General features: G+C 72.6%; 28 protein-coding genes. 11 read left to right on the forward strand and 17 right to left on the reverse strand.

The window, feature by feature from the left end:
* Window positions 1-2: 2 nt before the first annotated feature.
* From BLQ62_RS20775 to cysS, 3 genes are read right to left on the reverse strand one after another with little or no spacing between them, the layout of a single operon-like run.
* A complete protein-coding gene (locus BLQ62_RS20775) occupies window positions 3-614 on the reverse strand; it encodes a TetR/AcrR family transcriptional regulator (RefSeq protein WP_068527533.1) in 612 nt (203 codons plus the stop codon).
* Window positions 615-639: 25 nt separating this feature from the next.
* Window positions 640-1,608 carry a 23S rRNA (guanosine(2251)-2'-O)-methyltransferase RlmB gene (rlmB, locus tag BLQ62_RS20780; protein WP_068564225.1) on the reverse strand — a complete coding sequence of 323 codons (969 nt, stop codon included), beginning with the start codon at window positions 1,606-1,608 and terminating at the stop codon, window positions 640-642.
* Between the two features lie 11 nt (window positions 1,609-1,619).
* Entirely contained in the window at window positions 1,620-3,026 is a 1,407-nt protein-coding gene (cysS, locus tag BLQ62_RS20785) for a cysteine--tRNA ligase (RefSeq protein WP_068527528.1), read from the reverse strand.
* Window positions 3,027-3,111: 85 nt separating this feature from the next.
* Between cysS and rarD the strand changes: the two genes are divergently transcribed.
* Complete coding sequence (rarD, locus tag BLQ62_RS20790) at window positions 3,112-4,035, forward strand: EamA family transporter RarD (RefSeq protein WP_082756202.1); 924 nt, start codon at window positions 3,112-3,114, stop codon at window positions 4,033-4,035.
* A gap of 122 nt (window positions 4,036-4,157) precedes the next feature.
* Here rarD and ispF read toward each other — a convergent pair whose 3' ends face one another.
* From ispF to BLQ62_RS20805, 3 genes are read right to left on the reverse strand one after another with little or no spacing between them, the layout of a single operon-like run.
* Complete coding sequence (gene ispF / locus BLQ62_RS20795; RefSeq protein WP_068527525.1) at window positions 4,158-4,631, reverse strand: 2-C-methyl-D-erythritol 2,4-cyclodiphosphate synthase; 474 nt, start codon at window positions 4,629-4,631, stop codon at window positions 4,158-4,160.
* A gap of 2 nt (window positions 4,632-4,633) precedes the next feature.
* A complete protein-coding gene (ispD, locus tag BLQ62_RS20800; protein ID WP_082756201.1) occupies window positions 4,634-5,290 on the reverse strand; it encodes a 2-C-methyl-D-erythritol 4-phosphate cytidylyltransferase in 657 nt (218 codons plus the stop codon).
* Complete coding sequence (locus BLQ62_RS20805) at window positions 5,287-5,775, reverse strand: CarD family transcriptional regulator (RefSeq protein WP_068527521.1); 489 nt, start codon at window positions 5,773-5,775, stop codon at window positions 5,287-5,289. Before BLQ62_RS20805 ends, ispD begins: the two co-directional genes overlap by 4 nt.
* Before the next feature lie 271 nt (window positions 5,776-6,046).
* Here BLQ62_RS20805 and BLQ62_RS20810 point away from each other — a divergent pair, with 271 nt between their 5' ends.
* From BLQ62_RS20810 to disA, 3 genes are read left to right on the forward strand one after another with little or no spacing between them, the layout of a single operon-like run.
* On the forward strand, window positions 6,047-6,637 hold the full coding sequence (locus BLQ62_RS20810) for a copper chaperone PCu(A)C domain-containing protein (protein WP_068564221.1): 591 nt from the start codon (window positions 6,047-6,049) through the stop codon (window positions 6,635-6,637).
* A 7-nt stretch (window positions 6,638-6,644) separates the two neighbouring features.
* On the forward strand, window positions 6,645-8,042 hold the full coding sequence (gene radA / locus BLQ62_RS20815) for a DNA repair protein RadA (RefSeq protein ID WP_068564219.1): 1,398 nt from the start codon (window positions 6,645-6,647) through the stop codon (window positions 8,040-8,042).
* A gap of 9 nt (window positions 8,043-8,051) precedes the next feature.
* Window positions 8,052-9,137 carry a DNA integrity scanning diadenylate cyclase DisA gene (gene disA, locus BLQ62_RS20820; protein WP_068527510.1) on the forward strand — a complete coding sequence of 362 codons (1,086 nt, stop codon included), beginning with the start codon at window positions 8,052-8,054 and terminating at the stop codon, window positions 9,135-9,137.
* A gap of 3 nt (window positions 9,138-9,140) precedes the next feature.
* Here disA and BLQ62_RS20825 read toward each other — a convergent pair whose 3' ends face one another.
* Window positions 9,141-9,935: a BsuPI-related putative proteinase inhibitor gene (locus tag BLQ62_RS20825; RefSeq protein ID WP_068527509.1), complete on the reverse strand. Its 795-nt coding sequence runs from the start codon at window positions 9,933-9,935 to the stop codon at window positions 9,141-9,143.
* Between the two features lie 69 nt (window positions 9,936-10,004).
* Entirely contained in the window at window positions 10,005-10,658 is a 654-nt protein-coding gene (locus tag BLQ62_RS20830; protein ID WP_068527507.1) for a carbonic anhydrase, read from the reverse strand.
* A gap of 55 nt (window positions 10,659-10,713) precedes the next feature.
* On the opposite strand from BLQ62_RS20830, the gene BLQ62_RS20835 reads away from it, so the two are divergent.
* The 4 genes from BLQ62_RS20835 to BLQ62_RS20850 are packed head-to-tail and all read left to right on the forward strand — an operon-like array spanning window position 10,714 to window position 14,161.
* The gene (locus BLQ62_RS20835) at window positions 10,714-11,589 is read left to right on the forward strand and encodes an HhH-GPD family protein (RefSeq protein ID WP_068564216.1); all 876 of its coding nucleotides are present in this window, start codon (window positions 10,714-10,716) and stop codon (window positions 11,587-11,589) included.
* A 43-nt stretch (window positions 11,590-11,632) separates the two neighbouring features.
* The gene (locus tag BLQ62_RS20840) at window positions 11,633-12,562 is read left to right on the forward strand and encodes an oxygenase MpaB family protein (RefSeq protein ID WP_068564214.1); all 930 of its coding nucleotides are present in this window, start codon (window positions 11,633-11,635) and stop codon (window positions 12,560-12,562) included.
* Window positions 12,563-12,572: 10 nt separating this feature from the next.
* Window positions 12,573-13,412, forward strand: a complete 840-nt coding sequence (locus BLQ62_RS20845) for an SDR family NAD(P)-dependent oxidoreductase (protein WP_068527502.1) — start codon at window positions 12,573-12,575, stop codon at window positions 13,410-13,412.
* A gap of 41 nt (window positions 13,413-13,453) precedes the next feature.
* The gene (locus tag BLQ62_RS20850) at window positions 13,454-14,161 is read left to right on the forward strand and encodes a DsbA family oxidoreductase (RefSeq protein WP_068527497.1); all 708 of its coding nucleotides are present in this window, start codon (window positions 13,454-13,456) and stop codon (window positions 14,159-14,161) included.
* Window positions 14,162-14,167: 6 nt separating this feature from the next.
* Here BLQ62_RS20850 and BLQ62_RS20855 read toward each other — a convergent pair whose 3' ends face one another.
* The 4 genes from BLQ62_RS20855 to BLQ62_RS20870 all read right to left on the reverse strand — a co-directional run bounded on the left by BLQ62_RS20855 (window position 14,168) and on the right by BLQ62_RS20870 (window position 17,281).
* A complete protein-coding gene (locus BLQ62_RS20855) occupies window positions 14,168-14,737 on the reverse strand; it encodes a TetR/AcrR family transcriptional regulator (protein ID WP_068527494.1) in 570 nt (189 codons plus the stop codon).
* Window positions 14,721-15,653 carry an SDR family oxidoreductase gene (locus BLQ62_RS20860; RefSeq protein WP_068564212.1) on the reverse strand — a complete coding sequence of 311 codons (933 nt, stop codon included), beginning with the start codon at window positions 15,651-15,653 and terminating at the stop codon, window positions 14,721-14,723. Before BLQ62_RS20860 ends, BLQ62_RS20855 begins: the two co-directional genes overlap by 17 nt.
* Window positions 15,654-15,728: 75 nt before the next feature.
* Window positions 15,729-16,520, reverse strand: coding sequence for a DNA-formamidopyrimidine glycosylase family protein (locus tag BLQ62_RS20865; RefSeq protein ID WP_068564210.1), 792 nt, complete (start codon window positions 16,518-16,520; stop codon window positions 15,729-15,731).
* 2 nt (window positions 16,521-16,522) lie between these two features.
* Window positions 16,523-17,281, reverse strand: coding sequence for an alpha/beta fold hydrolase (locus tag BLQ62_RS20870; protein ID WP_231857536.1), 759 nt, complete (start codon window positions 17,279-17,281; stop codon window positions 16,523-16,525).
* Window positions 17,282-17,334: 53 nt separating this feature from the next.
* Here BLQ62_RS20870 and BLQ62_RS20875 point away from each other — a divergent pair, with 53 nt between their 5' ends.
* The gene (locus tag BLQ62_RS20875; protein ID WP_068531359.1) at window positions 17,335-17,670 is read left to right on the forward strand and encodes an antibiotic biosynthesis monooxygenase family protein; all 336 of its coding nucleotides are present in this window, start codon (window positions 17,335-17,337) and stop codon (window positions 17,668-17,670) included.
* Between the two features lie 98 nt (window positions 17,671-17,768).
* Window positions 17,769-18,038, forward strand: a complete 270-nt coding sequence (locus tag BLQ62_RS20880) for a hypothetical protein (protein ID WP_231857535.1) — start codon at window positions 17,769-17,771, stop codon at window positions 18,036-18,038.
* A 3-nt stretch (window positions 18,039-18,041) separates the two neighbouring features.
* Here the strand turns inward: BLQ62_RS20880 and BLQ62_RS20885 are convergent, their stop codons facing one another.
* From BLQ62_RS20885 to BLQ62_RS20900, 4 genes are all read right to left on the reverse strand, one after another.
* Window positions 18,042-18,593 carry a hypothetical protein gene (locus BLQ62_RS20885; protein WP_139184267.1) on the reverse strand — a complete coding sequence of 184 codons (552 nt, stop codon included), beginning with the start codon at window positions 18,591-18,593 and terminating at the stop codon, window positions 18,042-18,044.
* A gap of 42 nt (window positions 18,594-18,635) precedes the next feature.
* Entirely contained in the window at window positions 18,636-19,187 is a 552-nt protein-coding gene (gene hsaB / locus BLQ62_RS20890; protein WP_068531355.1) for a 3-hydroxy-9,10-secoandrosta-1,3,5(10)-triene-9,17-dione monooxygenase reductase subunit, read from the reverse strand.
* Between the two features lie 127 nt (window positions 19,188-19,314).
* Entirely contained in the window at window positions 19,315-20,103 is a 789-nt protein-coding gene (locus tag BLQ62_RS20895; protein ID WP_197467274.1) for a phytanoyl-CoA dioxygenase family protein, read from the reverse strand.
* 51 nt (window positions 20,104-20,154) lie between these two features.
* Complete coding sequence (locus BLQ62_RS20900) at window positions 20,155-20,742, reverse strand: hypothetical protein (RefSeq protein WP_068531351.1); 588 nt, start codon at window positions 20,740-20,742, stop codon at window positions 20,155-20,157.
* 107 nt (window positions 20,743-20,849) lie between these two features.
* Between BLQ62_RS20900 and BLQ62_RS20905 the strand changes: the two genes are divergently transcribed.
* Window positions 20,850-21,608 (forward strand): potassium channel family protein, encoded by a 759-nt coding sequence (locus BLQ62_RS20905; RefSeq protein ID WP_068564204.1) that lies wholly within the window; start codon window positions 20,850-20,852, stop codon window positions 21,606-21,608.
* Here the strand turns inward: BLQ62_RS20905 and BLQ62_RS20910 are convergent.
* Window positions 21,588-23,258: a serine/threonine-protein kinase gene (locus BLQ62_RS20910; protein WP_231857533.1), complete on the reverse strand. Its 1,671-nt coding sequence runs from the start codon at window positions 23,256-23,258 to the stop codon at window positions 21,588-21,590. The two genes, BLQ62_RS20905 and BLQ62_RS20910, sit on opposite strands and share 21 nt — an antisense overlap.
* Window positions 23,259-23,330 lie beyond the last annotated feature (72 nt).

The raw sequence follows: 23,330 nt of genomic DNA on the forward strand, positions 1-23,330 counted from the left end.
GCTCAGTCCGCGAAGCGGTCCGGCGCGGTGGCGATCAGGCGCACGCAGTGCTCGACGAGCCGCTCCCGGCTCACGTCCAGCCGGCCGGCGATGAACTCGGTGAAGAGGGTGGTCAGCGCGCCCACGAGCCCCATGGCGACGAGCAGGCGGGTGGTCGCGTCGACGGTGTTCGGCAGGGCGGCGGCGACGACGTCGAAGAACGCGGGCATGCTCACCAAGCCCTGTTCCGCGAGTGCCGGTTCGCGGTGGGGAGCGAGGAAGAGGATCCGCCCGACGTCGGGCCGGTCGACGACGAACTCGACGAACCCGGAGACCGCCGCCTCCGCGACGGCGGCGGCGGTGACCGGTGTGTCCGCGGCTTCGGCCGCCTCGTAGGCCCGCCGGACGCTCCGTTCCAGCACCTCCTGGGTGCGGTGGGCGATGTCGTTGTAGACGGCGTGCGCGAAGCCGTCCCTCGTGCCGAACGCCTCGTAGAAGTAGCGCTCGGTGATCCCCGTGGACCGGCAGACGGCGCGCACGCCGAGCGCACCGGCGTCGGGCCCACCGAGGAGCGCAACGCCGGCGTCGAGCATCACTCGGCGTCGGTGCTCCTGCCGCTCCTCCAGGGACCCCATCGGTTCAGACTAACGCATGCCTTCTTTACTGCCGACGCTGTCGGGCGAACTCCGCCAGCACCACACCCGCCGCGACGGAGGCGTTGAGCGACTCCACCGACGAGGCGATCGGGATCGACAGGATCGAGTCGCAGTTCTCCCGCACCAGGCGCGAGAGGCCCTTGCCCTCGGAACCGACGACCACGACGACGCCGGTGTCGGCGCGGTAGTCGTCGAGGTCCACGTCGCCGCCCGCATCGAGGCCCACGACCTGCAGGCCCGCCGCCGCGTAGTCGGCGAGCGCGCGGTTGAGGTTCGGCGCCTGCGCGACGGGCAGCCGCGCCGCGGCGCCCGCGGACGTGCGCCAGGTGACGGCGGTGACGGCGGCGGACCGTCGGCCCGGGATGACCACGCCGTGCCCCCCGAACGCGGCCGTCGACCGGATCACGGCGCCCAGGTTGCGGGGATCGGTGATGTTGTCGAGCGCGACGATGAGCGGCGCCTCGCCCCGGTCCTGCGCGCGGGTGAGCAGGTCCTCGGGGTGCGCGTACTGGTACGGCGGGATCTGCAGCGCGACGCCCTGGTGCAGGCCGTTGTCGCTGAGCCGGTCCAGCTCGCCCTTCTGCACCTCGAGGATCGCGATGCCGGTGTCGGCGGCGATCTGCACGGACTCGGTGAGCCGCTCGTCGTTCTGCGAGCCGATCGCCACGTAGAGGGCCGTCGCGGGGACGCCCGCGCGCAGGCACTCGACGACGGGGTTGCGACCGAGGACGTACTCGGGGCCGTCCTCGGACGGGCGGCCGGCGACCTTCGCCGGGCGGCGCTGCGGGTTCGCCGCCGCCTTCGCCGCGGCGCGCGCCTTCTTGTGCGCGGGGTGGTACGGGCGGTCCTTGGCGGCCGGCGTCGCGCCGCGCCCCTCGAGCCCGCGGCGACGGACGCCGCCCGAGCCCTGGACCTGCCCCTTCTTGGTGCCCGCCTTGCGGACCGCGCCGCGGCGCTGCGAATTGCCTGCCATGAGTCCGCCTCCTACTTGTTCGTCTTCAGGGTCCAGGCGGAGCCGTCGGCCCCGTCGGTCACCTCGATGCCGGCGGCGTGCAGCCGGTCGCGCGACGCGTCGGCCTCCGCCCAGTTCTTCTCCGCGCGGGCGGCGGCGCGCCGCTCCAGCTCGGCCTGCACCAGCACGCCGAGGGCGTCCATGGCCTGGCCGTCCGCGGCGTTCTCCGTGATCCAGTGCGGGTCCAGCGGATCGACGCCGAGGATCGCCGTCATGGCGCGCACCGCACCGGCCAGCCGCCGCGCCTCGTCGAGATCCCCCGACTCGAGCGCCGCGTTCCCGGCCCGGACGGTGCCGTGCACCTCCGCCAACGCCGACGGTACGCCGAGATCGTCGTCGAGCGCGGCAGCGAAACCGGGCGTCCACTCCCCGATCGGCACGTCGCCCGCCCGCTCGACGGTCCGCTGCACGAAGGCCTCGATCCGCCCGTACGCGGTCGCGGCCTCGGCGAGCGCGCCCGGCGAGAACTCCTGCATGGAGCGGTAGTGCGCCGAACCGAGGTAGTAGCGCAGTTCGACGGCGCGCACCTGGGTGAGCAGGTTCGGGATGGAGACCACGTTGCCGAGCGACTTGCTCATCTTCTCGCCGGACATGGTGACCCAGCCGTTGTGCAGCCAGTAGTTGGCGAACGGATCGCCGGCGCCGTGCGCCTCCGCGATCTCGTTCTCGTGGTGCGGGAAGACCAGATCCATGCCGCCGCAGTGGATGTCGAACTGCGGGCCGAGATAGCTCGTGGCCATCGCGGAGCACTCGAGGTGCCAGCCCGGGCGGCCGTCGCCCCACGGGGAGGGCCAGCTCGGCTCCCCCGGCTTCGCGGCCTTCCACAGCGTGAAGTCGAGCGGATCGCGCTTGCCCTCGGCGAGGGTCTCGCCCTGCTGCACGTCGTCGACCTTCTGCCGGCTCAGCTCCCCGTAGTTCGGCAGTGAGCGGACCGCGAAGTACACGTCGGTGCCCTCGCCCGACGGTGCCGCGTAGGCGTGACCGCGCTCGATCATCCGCTCCATGTAGGTGATCATCTGCGTGATGAAGCCCGTCGCGCGCGGCTCCGCGGACGGCGGCAGCACGCCCAGCGCGTCGTAGGCGCGGCTGAACTCGCGCTCGTGCGTCGCGGCCCACTCCCACCACGGCCGGCCCGCCTCGGCGGCCTTGCGCAGGATCTTGTCGTCGATGTCGGTGACGTTGCGGACGAACGCCACGTCCATGCCCTTCGCGAGCAGCCAGCGGCGCAGCACGTCGAACGCGACGCCGCTGCGGATGTGGCCGATGTGCGGGACGCCCTGCACCGTCGCGCCACAGAGATAGATGCCCGCCTTGCCCTCGATGAGGGGCACGAAGTCGCGGACCTCGCGGGCCAGGGAGTCGTAAAGGCGCAGCGTCACGTGGACTGATTCTACGGGTCGGGGCGCGTGCACCTCGCAGGTCAGGGGCTTCGACGGTGCGCGCCCGGAAAAGTAGGATCATTCGGTGGCCGAACGCGACGTCTCCGAGGTGACCCGAGGCACCGCCATGGGCGTCGCCGCGTACCTGCTCTGGGGCCTGTTCCCGCTCTACTTCGATGCGCTCAAGCCCACCGGAGCGTGGGAGATCCTGGCGCACCGCATCCTGTGGACGCTCGTGCTGTGCGGGGCCGCGCTGGTCATCCTGCGCGATCTGGCCTGGATCCGGCCGGTGCTGCGGCAGCCGCGCCTGCTGGCCGGCGTGGCGATCGCCGCGCTGCTCATCTCCACCAACTGGATCGTCTACATCGTGGCGGTCACGTCGGGCCACACGTCGGACGCGGCGCTCGGCTACTTCCTCAACCCGCTGGTCACGGTGGCGCTCGGTGTCGTGGTGCTGCGCGAGCGGCTGCGGCCGCTGCAGTGGGTGGCCGTCGGCATCGGCGTCCTCGCGTTCGTCTACCTCGCGGTGGTGGCCGGGACGTTCCCCGTGACGGCGCTGGCGCTGGCCTTCTCCTTCGGCCTGTACGGGCTGGTGAAGAACAAGGTCGGCGTGCACCTGAACGCGCTGCAGGGCCTGACGCTGGAGACAGCGATCCTCGCGCCGATCGCCGCGGCGGTGCTCGTGGGCATCGCGACGTGGGGCGGCGGGCTCGACTTCGCACGCCACGGCGCCGGCCACGCCGCGCTGCTGGCCTTCGCCGGGGTGGCGACCGCGGTGCCGCTGCTGCTCTTCGCCGCCGCCGCGCGCCGGATCCCGCTCGTGACCGTCGGGTTGATCCAGTTCGCGACGCCGATCATGCAGCTGCTGTGCGCGGTGCTCTTCCTGGGCGAGCACGTCTCCCCCGAGCGGTGGATCGGCTTCGGCATCGTCTGGATCGCGCTGATCCTGCTGACGGTCGACACCGTGGTGACGCTGCGTCGCGCGCGGGCCGGCCGGCTGGCCGCGTAGCTTCCGCGGCAGCACTCCCGAGGTGTCGCGAGGTGTTCCGCGAAGCCATGCGCGCGGTGCATGACCTAGGAGATCGACACGCTGCCCGCCCGACGGGAACCGGCGCCCCGCGCCGGCGCGACCTAGCCCTCGGCGTAGACCAGCGCGGTCGCCATGGCGGCGACGCCCTCGCCGCGACCGGTGAGGCCGAGGCCGTCGGTCGTGGTGGCGGAGACGGAGACCGGGGCGCCGAGCAGCTCGCTCAGCACCTCCTGCGCCTCGGCGCGCCGCGGCCCGACCTTGGGCCGGTTGCCGATCAACTGCACCGCGGCGTTGCCGACCGACAAGCCCGCCCCGGACAGCAGCGACCGCACGTGGGTCAGCATCTGCGCGCCCGTGATGCCGACGTTGTCCGAGCGGCCCACGCCGAAGACGGTGCCGAGGTCGCCCAGGCCGCCGGCGGAGAGCAGGGCGTCGCACAGCGCGTGGACGGCGACGTCCCCGTCGGAATGGCCGGAGCAGCCGTCACCGTCGAAGAGGAGCCCGAGCATCCAGCACTCGCGCCCCGGCTCGAACGGATGGACGTCGGTGCCGATGCCGACGCGGGGAACGATCATCTCTACTCCTCGATCAGCGCCTGCGCGACGCGCAGGTCGAAGGCGGTGGTGATCTTCATCGCGAGCGGATCGCCCGCGACGGTCACGACGGTGCCGCCGGCCCGCTCGACGAGGCCGGCGTCGTCGGTGGCGAGCTCGCCGGGTGCGGCGTCGTAGGCGGTGCGCAGCGACGCGGCGGTGAACCCCTGCGGCGTCTGCACGGCGCGCAGGTCCGCGCGGTCGACGGTGGCGAGCACCGCACCGTCGGCGTCGACCCGCTTGACGGTGTCGGCGACGGGCAGCACCGGGATCACCGCGGATGCCCCGGCGCGCAGGGCGTCGACCACCCGCACGATCATCGCGGGCGGGGTCATCGGTCGCGCGGCGTCGTGCACCAGCACCAGCTCGGCGTCTCCCGCGGCGGCGAGCCCGGCCCGTACGGAATCGGTGCGCTCGGCCCCGCCCACGACGACCCGCGCCCGCGGGACGAGGGCGCGGGCACCGTCCACCATGTCCGACGGGACCATGACGACGACCTCGTCGACGACACCGGACGCGAAAAGACCGTCCACTGCCCTTTCGAGCAGTGAACGGTCCTTCAGAGTCACGAAGGCCTTGGGGACGTCGAGCCCCAGGCGTGTCCCCTGCCCAGCGGCGGGGACCAGCGCAACGACGGTCAGGAGGCCGCCGCCAGAACCTCGTCGAGCAGCGACTCGGCCTTCTGATCATCGGTGGACTCGGCCAGCGCCAGCTCGCCCACCAGGATCTGGCGGGCCTTGGTCAGCATGCGCTTCTCACCCGCCGACAGGCCGCGGTCCTGCTCGCGACGCCACAGGTCGCGCACGACCTCGGCCACCTTGTTCACATCGCCCGATGCGAGCTTCTCGAGGTTCGCCTTGTACCGGCGCGACCAGTTCGTGGGCTCCTCGGTGTGCGGCGCGCGCAGCACCTGGAAGACCTTGTCCAGGCCCTCCTGGCCGACCACGTCACGAACGCCGACGACCTCGGCGTTCTCAGCGGGAACCTTGACCGTCAGATCACCTTGTGCGACCTTGAGGACGAGGTACTCGCGCTCACGGCCACCGATGGTCTTGATCTCGATCGCTTCGATCAGTGCGGCACCGTGATGGGGGTAGACAACGGTGTCTCCGACCTTGAAAATCATCTGATCCTTGCCCCTTTCGATATGACCAGGATAACACGGGGCCTTTTCGGGCTGCTCGGCAACGTCGCAGGTCAGGCGTCCTGCTCGGCTTGACAAACGGGTTCTCGGGTGTTCTCCGCAGGTTCGGGCGACGGGCGCGGACAACGATGCCGCGTAGTAGTTGCCGCCCGGCGGCACGGCCCGACCCGCCTTCTACTACGCTGCGTGGTGACAGACTCAGCACCGTCCGCACGCGGGTGTCGCCGCGCACGGGGAGGAAACTGGAGGAACCGTGTCCGCACGCACCGTCTCGACCCGCCGCACCGCCACCACCGTCGCGGGTGCCCTGCTCGCCGCCGGCGCCCTGCTCTCGGTGTCCGCCTGCGGCGCGGGCCAGATCTCGCAGACCGCCAATCAGGTGGCCGCGATCAACGGCGCCAACCAGACCTTCGTCGATCAGAAGATCGCCCTCACGGACGTCCACGTGCTGTTCCCGGTGGCGGGCAGCCAAGGCAAGCTCGCGTTCGTGGTGACCAACCTGAACGCGCACCAGGGCGACAAGCTCAAGGGCATCTCGGACGAGAAGGGCCGCTTCGCCACGATCAGCGGCGACACCACCCTCGCGCCCAACGGCTCGCTCTACGGCACCGCCCCTGCGGGCAGTGACACCAAGGCCTCGGGCGTCACCCGCCTGACCGTCTCCGTGCCCGTCGATGCGAACTGGCGTCCGGGCCTGACCAACAAGCTCTGGTTCCACCTGGAGAAGGCCGGCTCCCTGCCGATCGACGTTCCGATCGACGCGGGCGCCGCGCCGGCATCGGCCGCGGGCATCACCCCCACCGCCGGTGAGCACGGTGCGGGTGAGGGCTCCGGCGGCCACTAGGCCCTCCATGGCGAAAGCCAAGGTGCAGTACACCTGCACCGAGTGCAGCCACACCGTGGCCAAGTGGGTCGGCCGCTGCCCGTCGTGCGGCGCCTGGTCCACGATGGAGGAGGGCGTCCCCGCGCGTGCCGCCACCGGCGTCGCCGCGAACGTGGGGCTCACCCTCCCGAAGACCCGCGCGGTCCCGATCACCAAGATCGACCCGAACTCGACGCGCGCGCTGCCCGTCGGCATCGGCGAGCTCGACCGCGTGCTCGGCGGCGGCATCGTCCCCGGCTCGGTGATCCTGCTGGCCGGCGAGCCCGGCGTCGGCAAGTCCACGCTGCTGCTCGAGGTCGTGCACCGCTGGGCCACGACGGGCCGCGGGAAGGCCCTGTACGTCACGGGCGAGGAGTCCGCCGGCCAGGTGCGGCTGCGGGCCGAGCGCACCGGCGCGCTCGACGACCGGCTCTACCTCGCGGCGGAGTCCGATCTCGGCACGGTGCTCGGCCACGTCGAGCAGATCTCCCCCACCCTCATGGTGGTCGACTCGGTGCAGACGCTCACGGCGTCCGGGGTCGACGGGGTGCACGGCGGCGTCACCCAGGTCCGCGCGATCACGGCCACCCTCACCTCGCTGGCCAAGGCCTCGGGGATCGCGGTCGTGCTCGTCGGCCACGTCACCAAGGACGGCGCCGTCGCCGGCCCGCGCTCCCTGGAGCACCTGGTCGACGTGGTGCTCAGCTTCGAGGGCGACAAACACTCCACGCTGCGCATGGTGCGCGGCATCAAGAACCGCTTCGGCGCCTCCGACGAGGTGGGCTGCTTCGAGCAGCGCGAGACCGGCATCGTCGAGGTCACGGACCCGTCGGGCCTGTTCCTGCACCACCGCGATCAGGCCGCGGCCGGGACCGCGGTCACCGTCGGCCTCGACGGCAAGCGGCCCCTGCTGGGCGAGCTGCAGGCGCTCGTCACGCCCACTCCCCTCCCGTCCCCGCGGCGGGCGGTCTCGGGCCTGGATTCCGCGCGGGTGGCGATGATCCTGGCCGTCCTGGCCAAGCACGGCGGGATCGAGAACCTGCCGCAGAAGGACGTCTACGCGGCGACCGTCGGCGGCATGAAGATCACCGAGCCCGCCGCCGACCTGGCGCTGGCGCTGGCCGTGGCGTCCGGTGCGGTCGAGAAGGCGCTGCGCCCGAACACCGTGGTGCTGGGCGAGGTGGGCCTGGCCGGCGAGGTGCGGCGCGTCACCGGCCTGGAGCGGCGCCTCGCGGAGGCGGCGCGCCTGGGCTTCACCCACGCCATCGTGCCGCCCTCGCCCGACGGGCAGAAGCTGGCCGTCGACGGCATCCACGTCGGCGAGGCCGCCACCGTCGCCGATGCGCTGCGGTTGGGCGCTCTGACCGAATCCAAGCGCGGGCGTTAGCCTTAGCCCATGGACCACAGCAATCTCGGCGGCCGTGCGTTCGCCGGGAACGCGCCGTTGCGCGACACCGTGATCCGGGTGGCACCCGGAACCGGCCTGCGCGACGGCATCGAGCGGATCCTCCGCGGGCGCACCGGCGCGCTCGTCGTGCTCGGGTACGACGAGGCCGTCGAGAAGATCTGCGACGGCGGCTTCCACCTGGACGTGGAGTTCGCGCCCACCCGGCTGCGGGAGCTCGCGAAGATGGACGGCGCGGTGGTGCTCTCCACGGACGGCACCCGGATTGTGCGCGCGAACGTGCAGCTCATGCCCGATCCCGCGATCCCCACGCACGAGTCGGGCACGCGGCACCGCTCCGCCGAGCGGGCCGCGATCCAGACCGGTTTCCCGGTGATCTCCGTGTCCGCGTCGATGGCGATCGTGCACGCCTACGTCGGCGGCGTGCGGCACCTCGTGGACGACGCGGCGCCCATCCTCTCGCGCGCCAACCTCGCGATCGCCACGCTCGAGCGGTACGCGCACCGGCTCGACGAGGTGCTCACCCATCTCTCCCGCGCGGAGATCGAGGACGTGGTCACCGTCCGCGAGGTCACCCAGGTGGTGCAGCGGCTGGAGCTGGTGCGGCGCCTCGCCGTCGAGATCGAGCAGCACGTGCTGGAACTCGGCACGTCGGGCCGGCAGATCGCGCTGCAGCTCGAGGATCTGCTGGGCGAGTCGATCTCGCTGCGTGAGCCGGTGCTGCGCGACTACCTGGCAGACACCGACGCGGTGCCCGACGCCGTGGGCCGCATCGACGCGCTCTCCGACGCCGATCTCCTGGCCGCCACCACCGTCGCCGCGGCGCTGGGCTTCTCCGGCACCGTCGAGGCGCAGGACGAGCCGGTCTCCCCGCGGGGCCATCGCCTGCTCGGCTCGGTGCCGCGGCTGCGCCCCTCGCAGGTGGAGGCGCTGGTGGGCACGTTCGGCTCGCTGCAGACGCTGCTCGCCGCCTCGGCCGCGGATCTGCAGGCCGTGCCGGGCATCGGGTCCGACGGTGCGCGGCAGGCCCGCGAGGGTCTCTCCCGCCTCGCCGAGGCCTCGGTCGAGCGCTTCTGAGCGCTAGTTGCCGCCGGTGCCCTCGTCCGGGGCGGCCGGTGGCGCGGGGCGCACGATGTTGAAGGTCACGGGCGCGCTGCGCTTGGCGCCGAGCTGCGCGACGATCTGGTAGGCGCCGGGCGCGACGGGTACGCGCTGGGCCTGGCAGCCGGGCGCGGAGGTGGTGCCGGCCCACTGCAGCTTGTAGCGCAGCTGCTGGCCGGGCTGGAGCACCTCGTTCTTGATCTCCGGCTGGAACGTGCAGTCGAAGTTCGACCACAGCTGCTTGGAGCCGTCGAGCGTGAGCACGATCAGCTGCTGCTGGCCGGTGCCGATGTCGCGCGAGCAGGGCACCGAGCCGGCGTTGGTCACCGTCGCCTCGAAGGTGGGCTGCTCGCCGAGCGTGTAGGTGGCCTTGTCGGCCCCGACGACGACGGAGATGTTCGCGTCGGGGCAGGGCCCACCGGCGACGACCGCGCCGGGCGTGGGCACGCCGCCGCCCGAGGAACTCGCCGAGGCCGCACCCGACTGCGGGGCTCCCGACTGCGGAGCACCGGAGCCGCCGGCGCCGCCCGCTCCGCCGCCGTTGTTCCCGGCGGAGGGGTCGGCACTGTCGGGTGCCTGCGAGGGCGGCAGGCCCGTCGTGGTGGCCGGGGTGCTCGACGACGCGGCGGCCGCGTTCTCCGACGAGTCCTTGCCGCCTCCGATGAAGACGATCAGGAGCACCACGACGATCACCGCGAACAGCGCCAAGCCGGCGGCCAGCACGCGGCGGCGCCAGTAGATCTCGGGCGGCAGGGGTCCATGGGGCTCAAGCACGCTTCAACGGTAGCGTTTCCCCGGCCTCACGCCGCTGACCTGCGGCGGCGTGTCACGAATCGGTGTCGATCACTCCGGGCGGACGGCCTGGAACGGCGAGGTGGCGGCCTCACCGATATCGCCGACCGCGCTGCGCAGGTGCACCTTGCCCTCGGCCAGCTCGTAGGTGAGGCCGACGATGGCCACGCGGCCCTCCTCGACACCCTGGTCGATGATCCGCGAACGCTCCCGGAGCAGGCGTCCCGTCTCCTCCACGTGCTGCGCGGTGATGTCGTTGACGTCCGTCAGGCCCTCGCGACGGCCCGCGAGCACCGACGGCGTGAGCCGCTCGACGATGTCGCGGATGTAGCCGGGGGGCATGGTGCCGGTGTCGATCGAGTTGACGGTGGCCGCGACGGCGCCGCAGCTGTCGTGGCCGAGGATCGCGATCAGCGGAACCTTGAGCACCTCGATGGCGTACTCGATCGACCCGAGCACCGCGGCGTCGATGATGTGACCGGCGGTGCGCACGACGAACATGTCGCCGAGGCCCTGATCGAAGATCACCTCGGCGGCGACGCGGGAGTCGCCGCACCCGAACAGCACCGCGGTGGGCTGCTGCCCCGCGGCGAGCTCGGCCACGCGGCTGGCGCCCTGGTTCGGGTGCTGGGGCGTCCCCTCGACGAACCGGCGGTTTCCTTCACGGAGGGCGCGCCAGGCGCCCGGGGGAGTCGAAGTAGGCATACAACCGATAATGCTCTGCGTGCATGTTTCCCGCGACGTAGACCCCGCAACCGCGATGGATTTCACACCGGTCCTCGCCTGGTTCGACGCGGCCGAACGCGACCTGCCGTGGCGCGACCCGGACGCCGGGCCGTGGGCGATCCTGGTCAGCGAGGTGATGCTGCAGCAGACGCCGGTGGTCCGGGTCGAGCCCGTCTGGCGCGCCTGGATGCAGCGCTGGCCGACCCCCGCCGACCTGGCCGCCGCCACCGGCGCCGACGCCGTGCGCGCGTGGGGCAAGCTCGGCTACCCGCGCCGGGCGATGCGCCTGCACGCGTGCGCGCAGGCGCTCGTCGAGCGGTTCGACGGTGCCGTCCCCTCGGACGTGGACGAGTTGCTCTCGCTCCCCGGGGTGGGCGATTACACGGCCCGCGCCGTGGCCTGCTTCGCCTTCGGCCAGGACGTCCCGGTGGTGGACATCAACGTGCGGCGGGTGCTGGCCCGCGCCGCGGCCGGGGAGTCGGACGCGGCGGCACCGTCGGCCAAGCGCGACCTGGCCGCGGCGACGGCCGCATTGGATTCCGTTCCCGCGCAGCGCCGTCCGCGACTCTCGGCCGGGCTGATGGAGCTCGGCGCGCTGGTGTGCACCGCGCGCTCGCCCCGCTGCGGCGAGTGCCCGCTGCACGCCGAATGCGCCTGGCTCGCGGCCGGGGCGCCGGCGGGCACCGTCGCGCCGCGGAAGGTGCAGAAGTACGAGGGCACCGATCGGCAGGCGCGCGGCAGGCTGCTCGACGTGCTTCGCGGTGCCGACGGTGCCGTCCCCCGCGCCGCGCTCGATCTGGCGTGGGAGCGCGACCGGGCGCAGCGCGACCGGGCGCTCGACTCGCTGCTGGTGGACGGCCTGATCGAGCAGACCGCCGACGGCCGGTTCGCGCTGGCCGGCGAGGCGTGAAACTTTTCTACACATATGTAGGAATTGGTGATAGGTTCGGGACATGAAGCTCTCACAAGGTCCCCTGCGCGTCACCGACCAGGGATTCTTCGGCCCGGACTCGCCCACGTGGAAGGTGTGGGCCGCGCCCACGGCCCTCATCGGATTCCAGCGCTCGGTGGTGCTGGAGCACTTCGACCCGAACCTCACCGCCGCGGTCGCGGACTCCGCCGGGATCTACACCGATCCGTTCGGCCGGCTCGACCGCACGCTCGCCTACTTCCTCCTCGTCGCGACGGCGGACTCGCGCACGGCGATCGAGGCGTCCGAGCACCTCATGGACGTGCATCGCAGGGCGACCGGGATCGAGCCGGTCACCGGTAGGCGGTACAGCGCGAACAACCCGGCGTCCCAGCTGTGGATCCACGTCACCGGCTGGCACTCGGTCCTCAAGTGCTACGAGATGTTCGGCCCCGGCCCGCTCTCCCCCGAGGATGAGGCGCAGTACTGGCGCGACTGCGTCGTCGCTGCGGAACTGCAGACCTGCGACCGCGCCGAGGTGCCCACCTCGCGCGAGGAGGTGCGCGCCTACTTCGACCGCGTCCGGCCGACCCTCGCCCTCACCGAGCGGGCCCGCACCGGGATGCACTACCTGCTGCGCACGCGCGACCGCGGGGTGCGCCTGCGCCTGGGGAGCGAGCTGATCGCGCCCGCCACCGTCGCCACCCTGCCCCGATGGATGCGCACCGTGGGCGGCTTCGACCAGCTCCGCGTCGTCGACGCGGCTTACCCCGTGGCCGTGCGGCTCGCCGTGCGCGCCGCGACCGCGCAGCACGCGGCCGGGACCGTCCGGCTCGGCCGCCTCGTCGCCCCGACGACGGGCGACATCCTGCGCAGGCACTTCGCCCAGCGCGACGAGCCCGCCGGCACCGTCACCCCGGCGCAGGCGCGGGAGCGCTACGGCCGCGCGGCGCGCTCCGCGCCCGCCTCGTAGGCTGGCTGGCATGACCACCTACGTAGTGACCGGCGCGAACGGAGGCCTCGGCGAGGTCGTGACGCGGCGGCTGGCCGAGACGGGCGGGAAGGTCGTGATGGCCTGCCGCGACGTCGCCGGCGCCCAGCGGATCGCCGACGGCATCGACGGCGACGTCGTCGTGGAGCAGTTGGACCTCGCGGACCTGGATTCGGTGCGGTCCTTCGCCGATCGCACCGGCGAGGTCGACGTCCTGATCAACAACGCGGGCCTGATGTACGTGCCGCTCACGCGCACCAAGCAGGGCTTCGAGATGCAGTTCGGCGTCAACCACCTCGGCCACTTCGCCCTCACCGGCCTGCTGCTGGACCGCATCACGGACCGCGTCGTGGCGGTCTCCTCGGTCGCCCACCGGCAGAACTTCCGCTGGCGCATGGACGATCCGAACTACGAGCACCGCAAGTACCTGCGCACCGAGGCGTACGGCCAGAGCAAGCTCGCGAACATGATGTTCGCGCGCGAGCTGCAGCGCCGTTTCGAGGCCGCCGGCTCGGACAAGAAGGCCTACTACGTGCACCCGGGCGTCTCGCCGACCGGCCTGTTCGCCCGCACGGAGACCCCGCTGGACAAGGTCCTGGTCCCCACGGTGAGCCTGCTGTCGAACCCGCCGGAGAAGGCCGCGGAGTCGCTGGTGCTGGCCGCCACCGACCGCGATCTCGATCCGCACCCGTGGTGGGGCCCCACCCAGCTCTTCCAGTCCCGCGGCCCCGTCGGCAAGTGCCCGACCACCAAGACCTCCAAGGACAAGGCCAAGTGGGCCGAGCTCTGGGACGTCTCGGAGAAGCTGACGGGCGTCACGTACGCGGTCTGAACCCGGGGAATCGTCCGGCGTCCGCGCGCGTTGAACCGCTCATGCGCGTGGACGTCTGGACCGATATCAACTGCCCCTTCTGCTACATCGGCAAGGCCCGCTTCGAGGAGGCCCTCGCGGCGTTCCCGCAGCGGGACCAGGTCGAGGTGATCCACCGCTCCTTCGAGCTGGACCCCACCGCCGGCGCTTCGGAGCCCGTGGTCCCGCGGATCGCGGCCAAGTACGGCATCAGCGAGGCGCAGGCCGCCGCCAACGAGCGCGGCCTCGGCGCCCAGGCGCAGCAGCTCGGCCTGCCCTACCAGGTCGACGGGCGCGACAGCGGCAACAGCTTCGACATGCACCGTCTCCTGCACTGGGCGCTCGAACTCGGCCGCCAGGAGGCGCTGCTCGACGCGCTCTACGCGGCGAACTTCGCCGAGCCCGAGCCCGCCTTCGGCAGCCGCGACCGCCTCGTCGCCATCGCCGAGTCCGCCGGGTTCGACGGTGCCGCCGCCCGCGCGGTGCTCGACGATCCGACGGCGTACGCGGACGCCGTCCGCGCCGACGAGGAGACCGCGAAGCGCATCGGCATCGGCGGCGTCCCCTTCTTCGTCTTCGACGGCAAGTACGCCGTCTCGGGCGCGCAGCCGGCCGAGGTCTTCACCGAGGCGCTCACCCGAGCCCGGGGCGAGGCGCCGCTCACCGTCATCGGCGACGAGGACGCCGAGGCCTGCGGTCCCGACGGATGCGAGCTGCCGCCGCGGGACTGAGCGGCGTCACGGCGCGACGAGCCGCTCCACGGCCGCGGCCAGCGCCTCGTCGTCCACCGCGGCGGATGAGAGCTCGTCGCCGCCGGTGAGCAGGTCGCCGTGGATCAGTGCGAGGAGCTGCACCAGTAGGGCAGGCGCGGGCATCACCGACGTCACCACGCCCTCCGATTGCGCCTTCTGCAGCGCAGCGACCTTGCCGTCGTTGGATTCCGCGGCGAACCGGGTGAGTGCCAGCGCACCCGGGCATTCGAGCGTGTGCCACAGGACCAGGCGCATGAGCTCGGGATGTCGGCGGTTGAACGATCGCAGCCGCACCGCGTAGCCCGGCAGGTCGTGCGGGGTGAACGGCACCGTCTCGAGCAGCTCCGCGACGCGGCCCTCGATGACGGCGTCGAAGAGTTGCCGCTTGTTGCCGAAGTAGGCATAGATCAGCTGCTTGTTGGCCTCGGCGGCCGCGGCGATCCGGTCGACGCGCGCACCGGCGAGCCCGTGCTCGGCGAACTCGACGGTCGCGGCTTCCAGCAGGCGCGCCTTGGTCGCAGCGGCGTCCCGCTGCTGCTTAGCCGCGGGCGGCATCGCTCGGTAGGTCGGTTCCGGTCACGTCCGCAGCGTAGCGCCACAGCTTCGCGGCGACGCCGGCGTCCCGCATGCGGGCATTGCGGTTCGCGACGCCGGGAGGTCCGACCAGTGCGAACCGGCCCTGCGGGCCGTAGTACTCCCCGTTGCGCGCGGACGGATCGGTCGCGGCCATGAGCAGGGGCTCAGCGCCCTGCTCCGGCTGCTGCGAGGGCAGGAACCGGCCCGCGAACCGGGTCATCACCGATTCGCGCTGCTCGCCGCCCAAGCTGGCGCCGGCGGTCTGGAGGTTGGTGTGGGTGTAACCGGGGTGCGCGGCGTCGCTCAGCAGACCCCAACCGCGGCGCTCGCTCTCGGCGGCGAGATGGTTCGCCATCAGGAGGTCGGCGAGCTTCGACTGCCCGTAGGCGCGCGTCGGGCTGTACTTGCGTTCCGACTGCGGATCGTCGAAGTCGATGCGGCCGAAGTTCGCCATGCCCGAGCTCATCGTGGTCACGCGGGGCGCCGCCGACCGGAGCAGCACCGGTAGCAGCAGATTGGTGAGCGCGAACGGGCCCAAGAAGTTCGATCCGAGCTGGAGCTCGAAGCCGTCCGCGGTCTCCATCCGCTGCGGCGGCGTCATGACGCCCGCGTTGTTGACGAGCACGTCGACCGCGACACCGTCGGCGACGATGCCGCCGGCGAAGGCCCGCACGGACGCCAGGTCCGCGAGGTCGAGCCGCCTGACCACGAGGTCCGCGCCGGGCACGCGAGCGAGGATATCCTGCCGGGCGGCCTCCCCTTTCTCGGGAGTGCGGACCGCCATGACGACGGTGGCGCCGGCCGCGGCGAGCCGCGTGGTGGCCTCCTTGCCGGTGCCACTGTTGGCTCCGGTGACGACGAAGGTCTTCCCCGCCTGATCACTGACCTGGTACATCGCGTTCTCCTTAGATTCAACTAACTGGTTAGTTAGAAGACTAGGCCCATGACGTCCCGATTGTCAACCAACCAGTTAGTTAGATGGTGTCTCTTGGCACCGCGGACACCACCAGATCGCGCGTTCCGCCTCGCCCGCTCCGCCGAGCGCGCCCGCGACGATCGTCGTCCCGCAGCGCAGGCAGGGACGCCGCGCACGGCCGTAGACGAAGGCGCGCAGGCCGTTCCGGTCCACGCCCGTCGTCACCCTGCGCGAGCGCCCGAGGTTGGCGCGCAGCAACCGCGCGGCATCGTCCGCCCAGCCGCGCATGTCCCCGGCCTCCCCGACCGGCGTCGCGGGGTGCGCACCGTGCAGGAAGCAGAGCTCGTTGCGGTAGACGTTGCCCACGCCGGCGAGGTTGCGCTGGTCCAGCAGCGCATGCCCGACGGGCCGCGCGGGCTCGGCCGCGAGGTTCGCCGCGGCGCGGTCGGCGTCCCAGTCGGGCCCGAGCGGATCCGGCCCGAGGTGCGCGAGCGCCGCCTCCGCCTCGGCGCGCGTGAGGATCTCACACGTGCCCAAGGAGAACCCGACGATCTGCGCACCGTCGACGGCGAGCACCGCGCGGGCCGTGTGCGCCGGGCGACGCCACCGCTCGCCGGGGCGGTACACGTGCCACTCACCCTCCATCTTCAGATGACTGTGGAGCACGACGCCGCCGACCGCCATGAGCAGGTGCTTCCCGCGTGCGGTCACCGACTCGACGGTGCGCCCCGTCAGGTCGACGGTGGCGTACCGCGGCACGCGGATGTCGCAGGCGGTGAGCACCTTTCCCGCCAGCGCCGGCCGCAGCCGGTCCGCCAGGTTGTGCACGGTGTCGCCCTCGGGCACCGTCAGTCCAGACCGGCGAGGAACGCCTCGACGGCGCCGCGGTACACGCCCGGTGCGTCGTCGTGGACGAGGTGGCCGGCACCGTCGACCTTGAGGTACCGCAGGTCGGGGCCCGTGTACGACCGGACCATCCGCTCCCCCACGCCGGGCGGCACGACGGTGAACTCGGCCTCGACGAGCAGGGTGGGCGCCTGCACGGCGCGCCACTGCGACCAATGATCGCGCGGGCCCCAGTGATCGGCGATGGCGCGGAAGACGTCGATGTCGCCGTGCAGGGCGCCGTCGTCGAAGGCCTCGTAGAAGTAGCGCCCGGCGACGGGGCCGAACAACGCCTCGCACTCGGCCTGCGAGGCGAACCGCTCGGGCCAGCTCGCGAACCACGGCGCCCAGGTGTCGGTGGACTGCCCGGTGAACTCGGGCGACATGTCCTCCACGACGAGGGCGCGCACCAGTTCGGGGTATTCGGCAGCGGTGCACCAGGCGTGCAGGCCGCCCATCGAGTGACCGATCAGCGTGGCCGGTCCCTGATCGAGGCACGTGAGGATCTCGGCGACGTCGGTCACGAAACGCTCGGTGGTGATGTCGTCGGGCGGCACGGGAAAGCCGGGGCCGCGGTGGAATTCGGCGTCGAAGGTGAAGACGCGGCCGTACCGGCGCAGCCACGGGATCTGCCGGCGCCACGTGCGCCCGCGGCCCATGAGGCCGTGCAACAGCACGATCGGGCCCGCCCCCTCGCGGCCGCCCCAATCTCTCAGGCCCACACACTCATCCACGCGGCCCAACCTACCGGTTCGCGCGGCGGTATCGTCGGGTCATGTCGGTAGTGAAGATCAACGCCATCCACATCCCCGAGGGTGCGGGCCCCGAGCTCGAGAAGCGGTTCGCGGCACGCGCGCACGCCGTGGAGAACTCGCCCGGTTTCCTCGGCTTCCAGCTGCTGCGCCCGGTCAAGGGCGACGACCGCTACTTCGTGGTCACGCAGTGGGAGTCCGAGGAGGCGTTCGCCGCGTGGCGCGACGGCCCGGCGCGCGAGGCGCACGCGGGCCAGCGGGATCCCAACGGCGGCGAGGGCCGCAAGCCGGTCGCCTCGGGCGCCGACCTGCTCGAGTTCGAGGTCGTCCTCGACGTCGCCGCCAAGGGCGCGCAGTAGCGCCGCACGCGTCGCACCAGATCGCCGAGCGTCGCAAGAACCTCCCTGCGCCGCCGCGTTTCGTGTGCGCGGACCTCGCCTCTCCCGTTCCCCGTGCGGTGCGCCCCTGGCTGCACCTGCAGGACGACGAGGTCGCTCCGGCCGTGCTCGCCGTCGACGAGCCCGGCCGTGTCGAGTGGTCGTCCCTGTGGCCCGACCGCCCCGATCTGCGCGTGGTCTTCACCCTCGATCACGGCGACGGCGGCACGGACGTGCGCTGGGTGCTGTACGCGGCCGAACCGCTGCCGGGCCCGGAGCACACCCGCCATCTCGCCCGGCGGGTGAGCACCCTGGTCTTCGCCGACCTGCGCCACTCCTACGGGCAGTAGCGGCTACCGGGCGGCGACGAGGCTCGCCTCCGCGGCACCGGCCTGCGCGGTGCGGTCCGGGGCCTCGGCGGGCACGGCGGTGACGAAGTAGGTCTGCGGCTTCGTATCCACGACGACCACCCGGTAACGATCGCCGGCCACGGGCGCACCGTCGACCTGCACGGTGGCGACGGCGCGCGCCGCCGGCACACCGGAGATCGTCGTGGGCGTCACCTGCAGGCCCACGACGCGGGCCCCGTGGCCCTCGTAGCCGCTCGCGGTCGGCGCGGACTCCGCGATCGCCCGTGCGACGTCGGACGCGCTGCGGCCGGCCACCCCGGTGGGGCCGATCTCGACCATCGACGCCCAGTTCTTCCCCGGCAGCTTTGCCACGGCGAGCACGGTGCCGTCCGGGGCGGGGGCCTTGACCGACCAGCCGGGCAGCGCCGAGGCGGCGTACGTGAGCGGGCCGGTACCGACCCGGCCGGGAGCGGCCGCGGCGGGGGCGACCGCAGCGGTGGCCGCGGCGACGGTGGCGACGGAAGCGACGAGCGTGCGCGAGAGGTATGCGTTCATGAGATCCATGATTGCATATATCGCATTTCCGTCGGAGACGGCTCAGAGCCAGGCGCCCGAGTCCCACGTGAGGAACGACTCCAGGCTGGCCGCCGGATGCTGCTGCGGGTGGTTCGTGGAGAGGTAGGCGCCGCGGTAGAACAGCAACGGCTTCGCGTCGTCGACGTCGCCGAGGTGGTGCACCCGTCCGATCGCGATGTGGTGATCGCCGCCGTCGAGCACGTTCTCGAGCGTGCAGTCCATCCACGTCAGCGAGCCGTCGATGGTCGGGTTGCCCAGCGGCGACGGGGTCCACCGCAGCCCGTCGAACTTGTCGTCCACCGATCGCCCGAACGCGGCGCTCACCGACTCCTGCTCCTGCCCCAGCACGGAGACCGCGAACTTCCCCGACGCCTCGATGTGCTTCCACGTACGGGAGGTCTTCATCGGGCAGAACAACACCAGCGGCGGATCCAGCGACAGCGCGGCGAAGGACTGGCACGCGAAGCCGACCGGCTTCTCCTCGGCGTTCGACGTCGCGATGATCGTGACGCCGGTGCAGAACTGCCCCATCACATGTCGGAACGTGCGCTGGTCGAATCCGGCCTCGGTCATGCTGCCAACCTACTCCCGGGGTTCCCGACGGTGCGCGCCCCACCACCGCCCGGCACGCCGCGCAGCCGGGTGCACCGAGCCTGCGCACGGCCGACGCCCCGCGCCACCGATGCGCTCGGCGTGATCCTTACCCGCGGCAGCCCAGTGCGATCGCCCGCGCGACCGGGGTGAGCTCCGTGTCCGGGCGGTCCAGGTCGACGGGCGGCCCCAGCAGCGCGGGCTGCGCGAGGAACCGCGCGCCCCGCCCGGGCCCGGGCGGCAGCGCCTGCGAGGCGTGCACGAGGAACGGGTGACAGAGGTAGACGTCGCCGGCCGCGCCGGTGACGACCGCCTCGGGCAGGTGCGCGGTCTGCGCGAACTCCGGGATGAGAGCACCCATCTCGGCCCCCTCCTCGCCGTAGGGCCGCAGCAGCGGCGCCATCGCGCGGTGCGAGCCCACGCGCAGCCGGGTCGGGGCGTCGTCGACGCCGATGTCGGAGAACAGGAACAGCATGAGCAGCGCACGGCCCTTGCTGCGCACGTTGATCCGCCAGTGCAGGAAGGCCTCCGGCTGGTCGCCGGGGAAGCTCGGATCGAGGTGCCAGCCGTCGTCGCCCGGGCCGTCCTCGCACGGGAAGCGCACGGGGAACGTGCCCAGCGACACCCGCGGCACCCACCCGCCGGGCCCGGCCAGCCGGTCCGCCGCCTCCGCCAGCAGCGGCGATGCGGCGGCCTCCCGGAACGGGGCCTCGTCGTGCTCGCCCAGGCGGATCACCGGCCGGTCCCAGGTCGACGGGTCGTCCCGGTCCAGTCCGTAGGACGCGAGTTCCTCCCACAGCACGTCGCGCGCCGCGGCCGCCGTCGCCCCGCTGAACGCGCCGCGGACGGCGACGAAGCCGTCCCGGACGAAGTCCTCCACCTGCTCGTCGGTCACCACGATCCCAGCGTGACACCGCGCATCGCCCGGCCGCCACCGGTTTCCCGCGCCTCACCGGACCAGGGCATCGGACCCGCCGGGCTCACCGGCATCGACCGACACGGCCGGGGGCGGCGCCGGCGCGGGGAAGGCGTCGCAGAGCACCACGGCCAGGAGCACCGCGACCATCGCGACCGCCGCCGCGTTGTCGTGGATCACCGGCACCGGGAAGACGCTCGCGACGGTGCCACTGATCAGCGGGATCATGGTCCACCGCGCGGCCCGCCGCAGCGAGTCCGTGCCGAGGCACCAGTTCAGCGTTCCGAAGGACAACGTCAGGGTCATCCCGATCCCCAGTGCGGCGTCGCGCCACCCCCAGTGGTCGCCCGGACCGGACTGGTGCGGGCCCAGGGCGATCGCCACCAGGATCACCACCAGCATCACCGTGAAGCCTGCACCGAAGCCCGCCACGAGCGGGAGCAGCCGCCGGCGCCGCCGGCAGTGCAGCAGCGCCGCGACGACGTACAGGAGCACGCCCACGAGGAAGAGGGAGCCGCCGAGGTCGTCCTCGTCGACGAGGATGCCCATGGTGGCGAGAACCGTCACCGAGCAGAGCGCGAGGGCCAGCCACGCCGCGCACCGTCGCACCTTCCAGTGCACCGCCCACCACCCGTCCTCATCCGATGGAGCGATGTTATTGCAAAATCTCGCCGGGCGCGCGGCGGGTTCTCCCGCGCAGACCCGCCGTCCCGGAGTACCTTTCGCCGGTGACGCGCAGGCAGGTCTGGGAACGCCGGACGAATCCGTTGATGATCGCCCTCGCCCTCGGCTTCCTCGCCGTGTACGCGGTGCAGGTGCTCGACGTGGCCCCGACGCCCCTCGTGCGGCGCCTCGTGGACTGGAGCGACATCGCGATCTGGGCGGCGTTCGTCGCCGACTACCTGATCCGGGTGCGGCTCTCCACGGATCGCTGGCGGTTCGTGCGCACCCACCCGATCGATCTGCTCGCGATCGCGCTGCCGCCGTTCCGTCCGCTGCGGGCACTGCGGGCGGCGCCACTGCTCATCGGCGGCCTGCACCGCGCGCGACTGACCCGGGCACGCCTCGCCGTCTTCGTCGGCACCACGTCGGTCCTGGTCGTCTTCCTCTGCAGCCTCGCCTTCCTCGACGCCGAGCGCGGCGCCCCGGACACGAAGGTCACCGGCTACGGCGACGCCCTGTGGTGGGCGGCGGTCACCGTCACCACCGTGGGCTACGGCGACGTCTACCCCGTGACGACCGAGGGCCGCATCGTCGCACTGCTGCTCATGGTGGTCGGGATCGGCCTGATCAGCTTCGTGATCGGCACCGCCACCAGTTGGGTGGTCGACCAGCTCAAGGCCGCCGACGCGCGGGCCCTGAACACCGATCGCGAGGTCGACGAACTCACCGCCGAGGTGCGCGCCCTGCGCACGGAGATCGCCGCCCTCCGCGGCCCGGCGCCCGACGCCCGCGACGCGGCCCCGTCACCACCCGACGGGGCCTGACGGCACCGGCACCCGCGAACGCGCCTCCCGTGCCTCGACGATGCGCGTGATCAGCACCGTCAGCAGGATGGCGATCGGCGTCGCCAGGACGATCACCGTCTCCACTCCCGCGAGGGCGCCGCCGTCGCCGGTCGTCGCCACGACCGCGCCGAACAGGGCCAGCGTGCCCACGAGAACGGCGAACGGCAGCGCGACGAGCACCTTCGTGCGTGCCGAACCCACCACCCAGATCGCCGACAGGACAGCGGGATTCACGGCGGCGAAGACAACGACGACGGCGAGGGTCGCGCGGATGTCCGCACCCACCCCGATCGTCACCGCCACGAGGGTCAACGGGAGCAGGAAGGTCACCGCCCAGAGGACCCCCACCCCCACCGGGCGGCCCCATCCGCCGAAGCGGATGTTCAGGATCGTCGCCGCGAAGTAGCCGACAGCGGCGAGTGTCGAGAAGACCTCTGCCGCCGTTCCGATTCCGCTCCCCTTCCCCGCGGCCAGCGTCGTCAGCCCGGCCGCGAGGTACAGCACCACGGTGGCGAGCGCCAGGAAGAACGCCCACCGCCGCCGGGTGCGGCCCTTGTCCACCGGGCCGCCGGGGCCCAGCGGCGGCAACGGGCCGGGCAGGTGCGCGAAGCCGGGCGGCGCGAGCAGCACCGCGCCCCCGTCCGCGTACGGACCGCCGTGGAATTCCGGAGACGGGCCCGGCCGCGTCTCGACGGCGGTGCGCGGCAGCGGTCCGCCGTCCCGCGCCGCGGCTCCCGCCCCGTCGGGACCGTACGAGGGCACGTAGGGCGCCGCGTACGGCGAGCGCACCGTCGGAGCGGCGACGGTGCGCGAGAGCGCGGCGACGAGGTCGGAGGCGAAGGCGACGCTGCTCGGGTACCGGTCCTCCGGAGCCTTCGCCAGCGCGCGCCCCAGCACCCGGTCGACGTCGGGATGCAGGTCCGGCCGGACGGCGCGGACGCTCGGCACGGGACGGGTCGCGTGCCCGACGATCACCGCGCCCACGTTGCTGCTCGCGAACGGCGGCGCGCCGCAGAGCAGGTCGAAGGCCGTCGCGGCCAGCGAGTACTGATCCGACCGCGTATCGACCCGTGCTCCCTGCGCCTGCTCGGGCGACATGTAGTGCACCGTCCCGATCATCAGTCCGGTCCCGGTCAGTCGCGCGTCCGCCTCCCGCTGGCTGACGATGCCGAAGTCGGTGAGCACCACCCGCCGGTCCCGGGCGATGAGGATGTTCGCGGGCTTGACGTCCCGGTGCACCAGGCCGCGCGCGCCCGCGTAGTCGAGCGCCTCGGCCACGGGCCCGATGACGGCGCCCACGTCCTGCACGGACATGCCGGCGCGCCACGCGGCGGCGCGGGCGTCGGTCCCCTCGACGAGCTCGAGCGCGATCCACAGCCGTCCGGCGGATTCGCCCCGGTCGTGCACCGTGACGATCCCCCGGTGCCGCAGACCGGCGACCACGTCGGCCTCCTGCTCGAACCGCCGCCGGAACATCGGATCGCCCGACAGCTCCGCCGACAGCACCTTGAGCGCGTCGGAGCGCGGCAGGCGCGGATGTCGCGCGACGTACACCTCCCCCATTCCCCCGGAACCGAGCAGGCGCTCGATCACGTATCCGGCAAAGACCGACCCAGGCTGCAACGCCACGACTCCCCCTCGTGTCGAATGCGTCGATGCTATGCCAAAGGGGCCGCCATCCGGTGCGGATGGCGGCCCCTC

The sequence above is a fragment of the Tsukamurella pulmonis genome, from assembly GCF_900103175.1.
GTDB lineage: Bacteria > Actinomycetota > Actinomycetes > Mycobacteriales > Mycobacteriaceae > Tsukamurella > Tsukamurella pulmonis.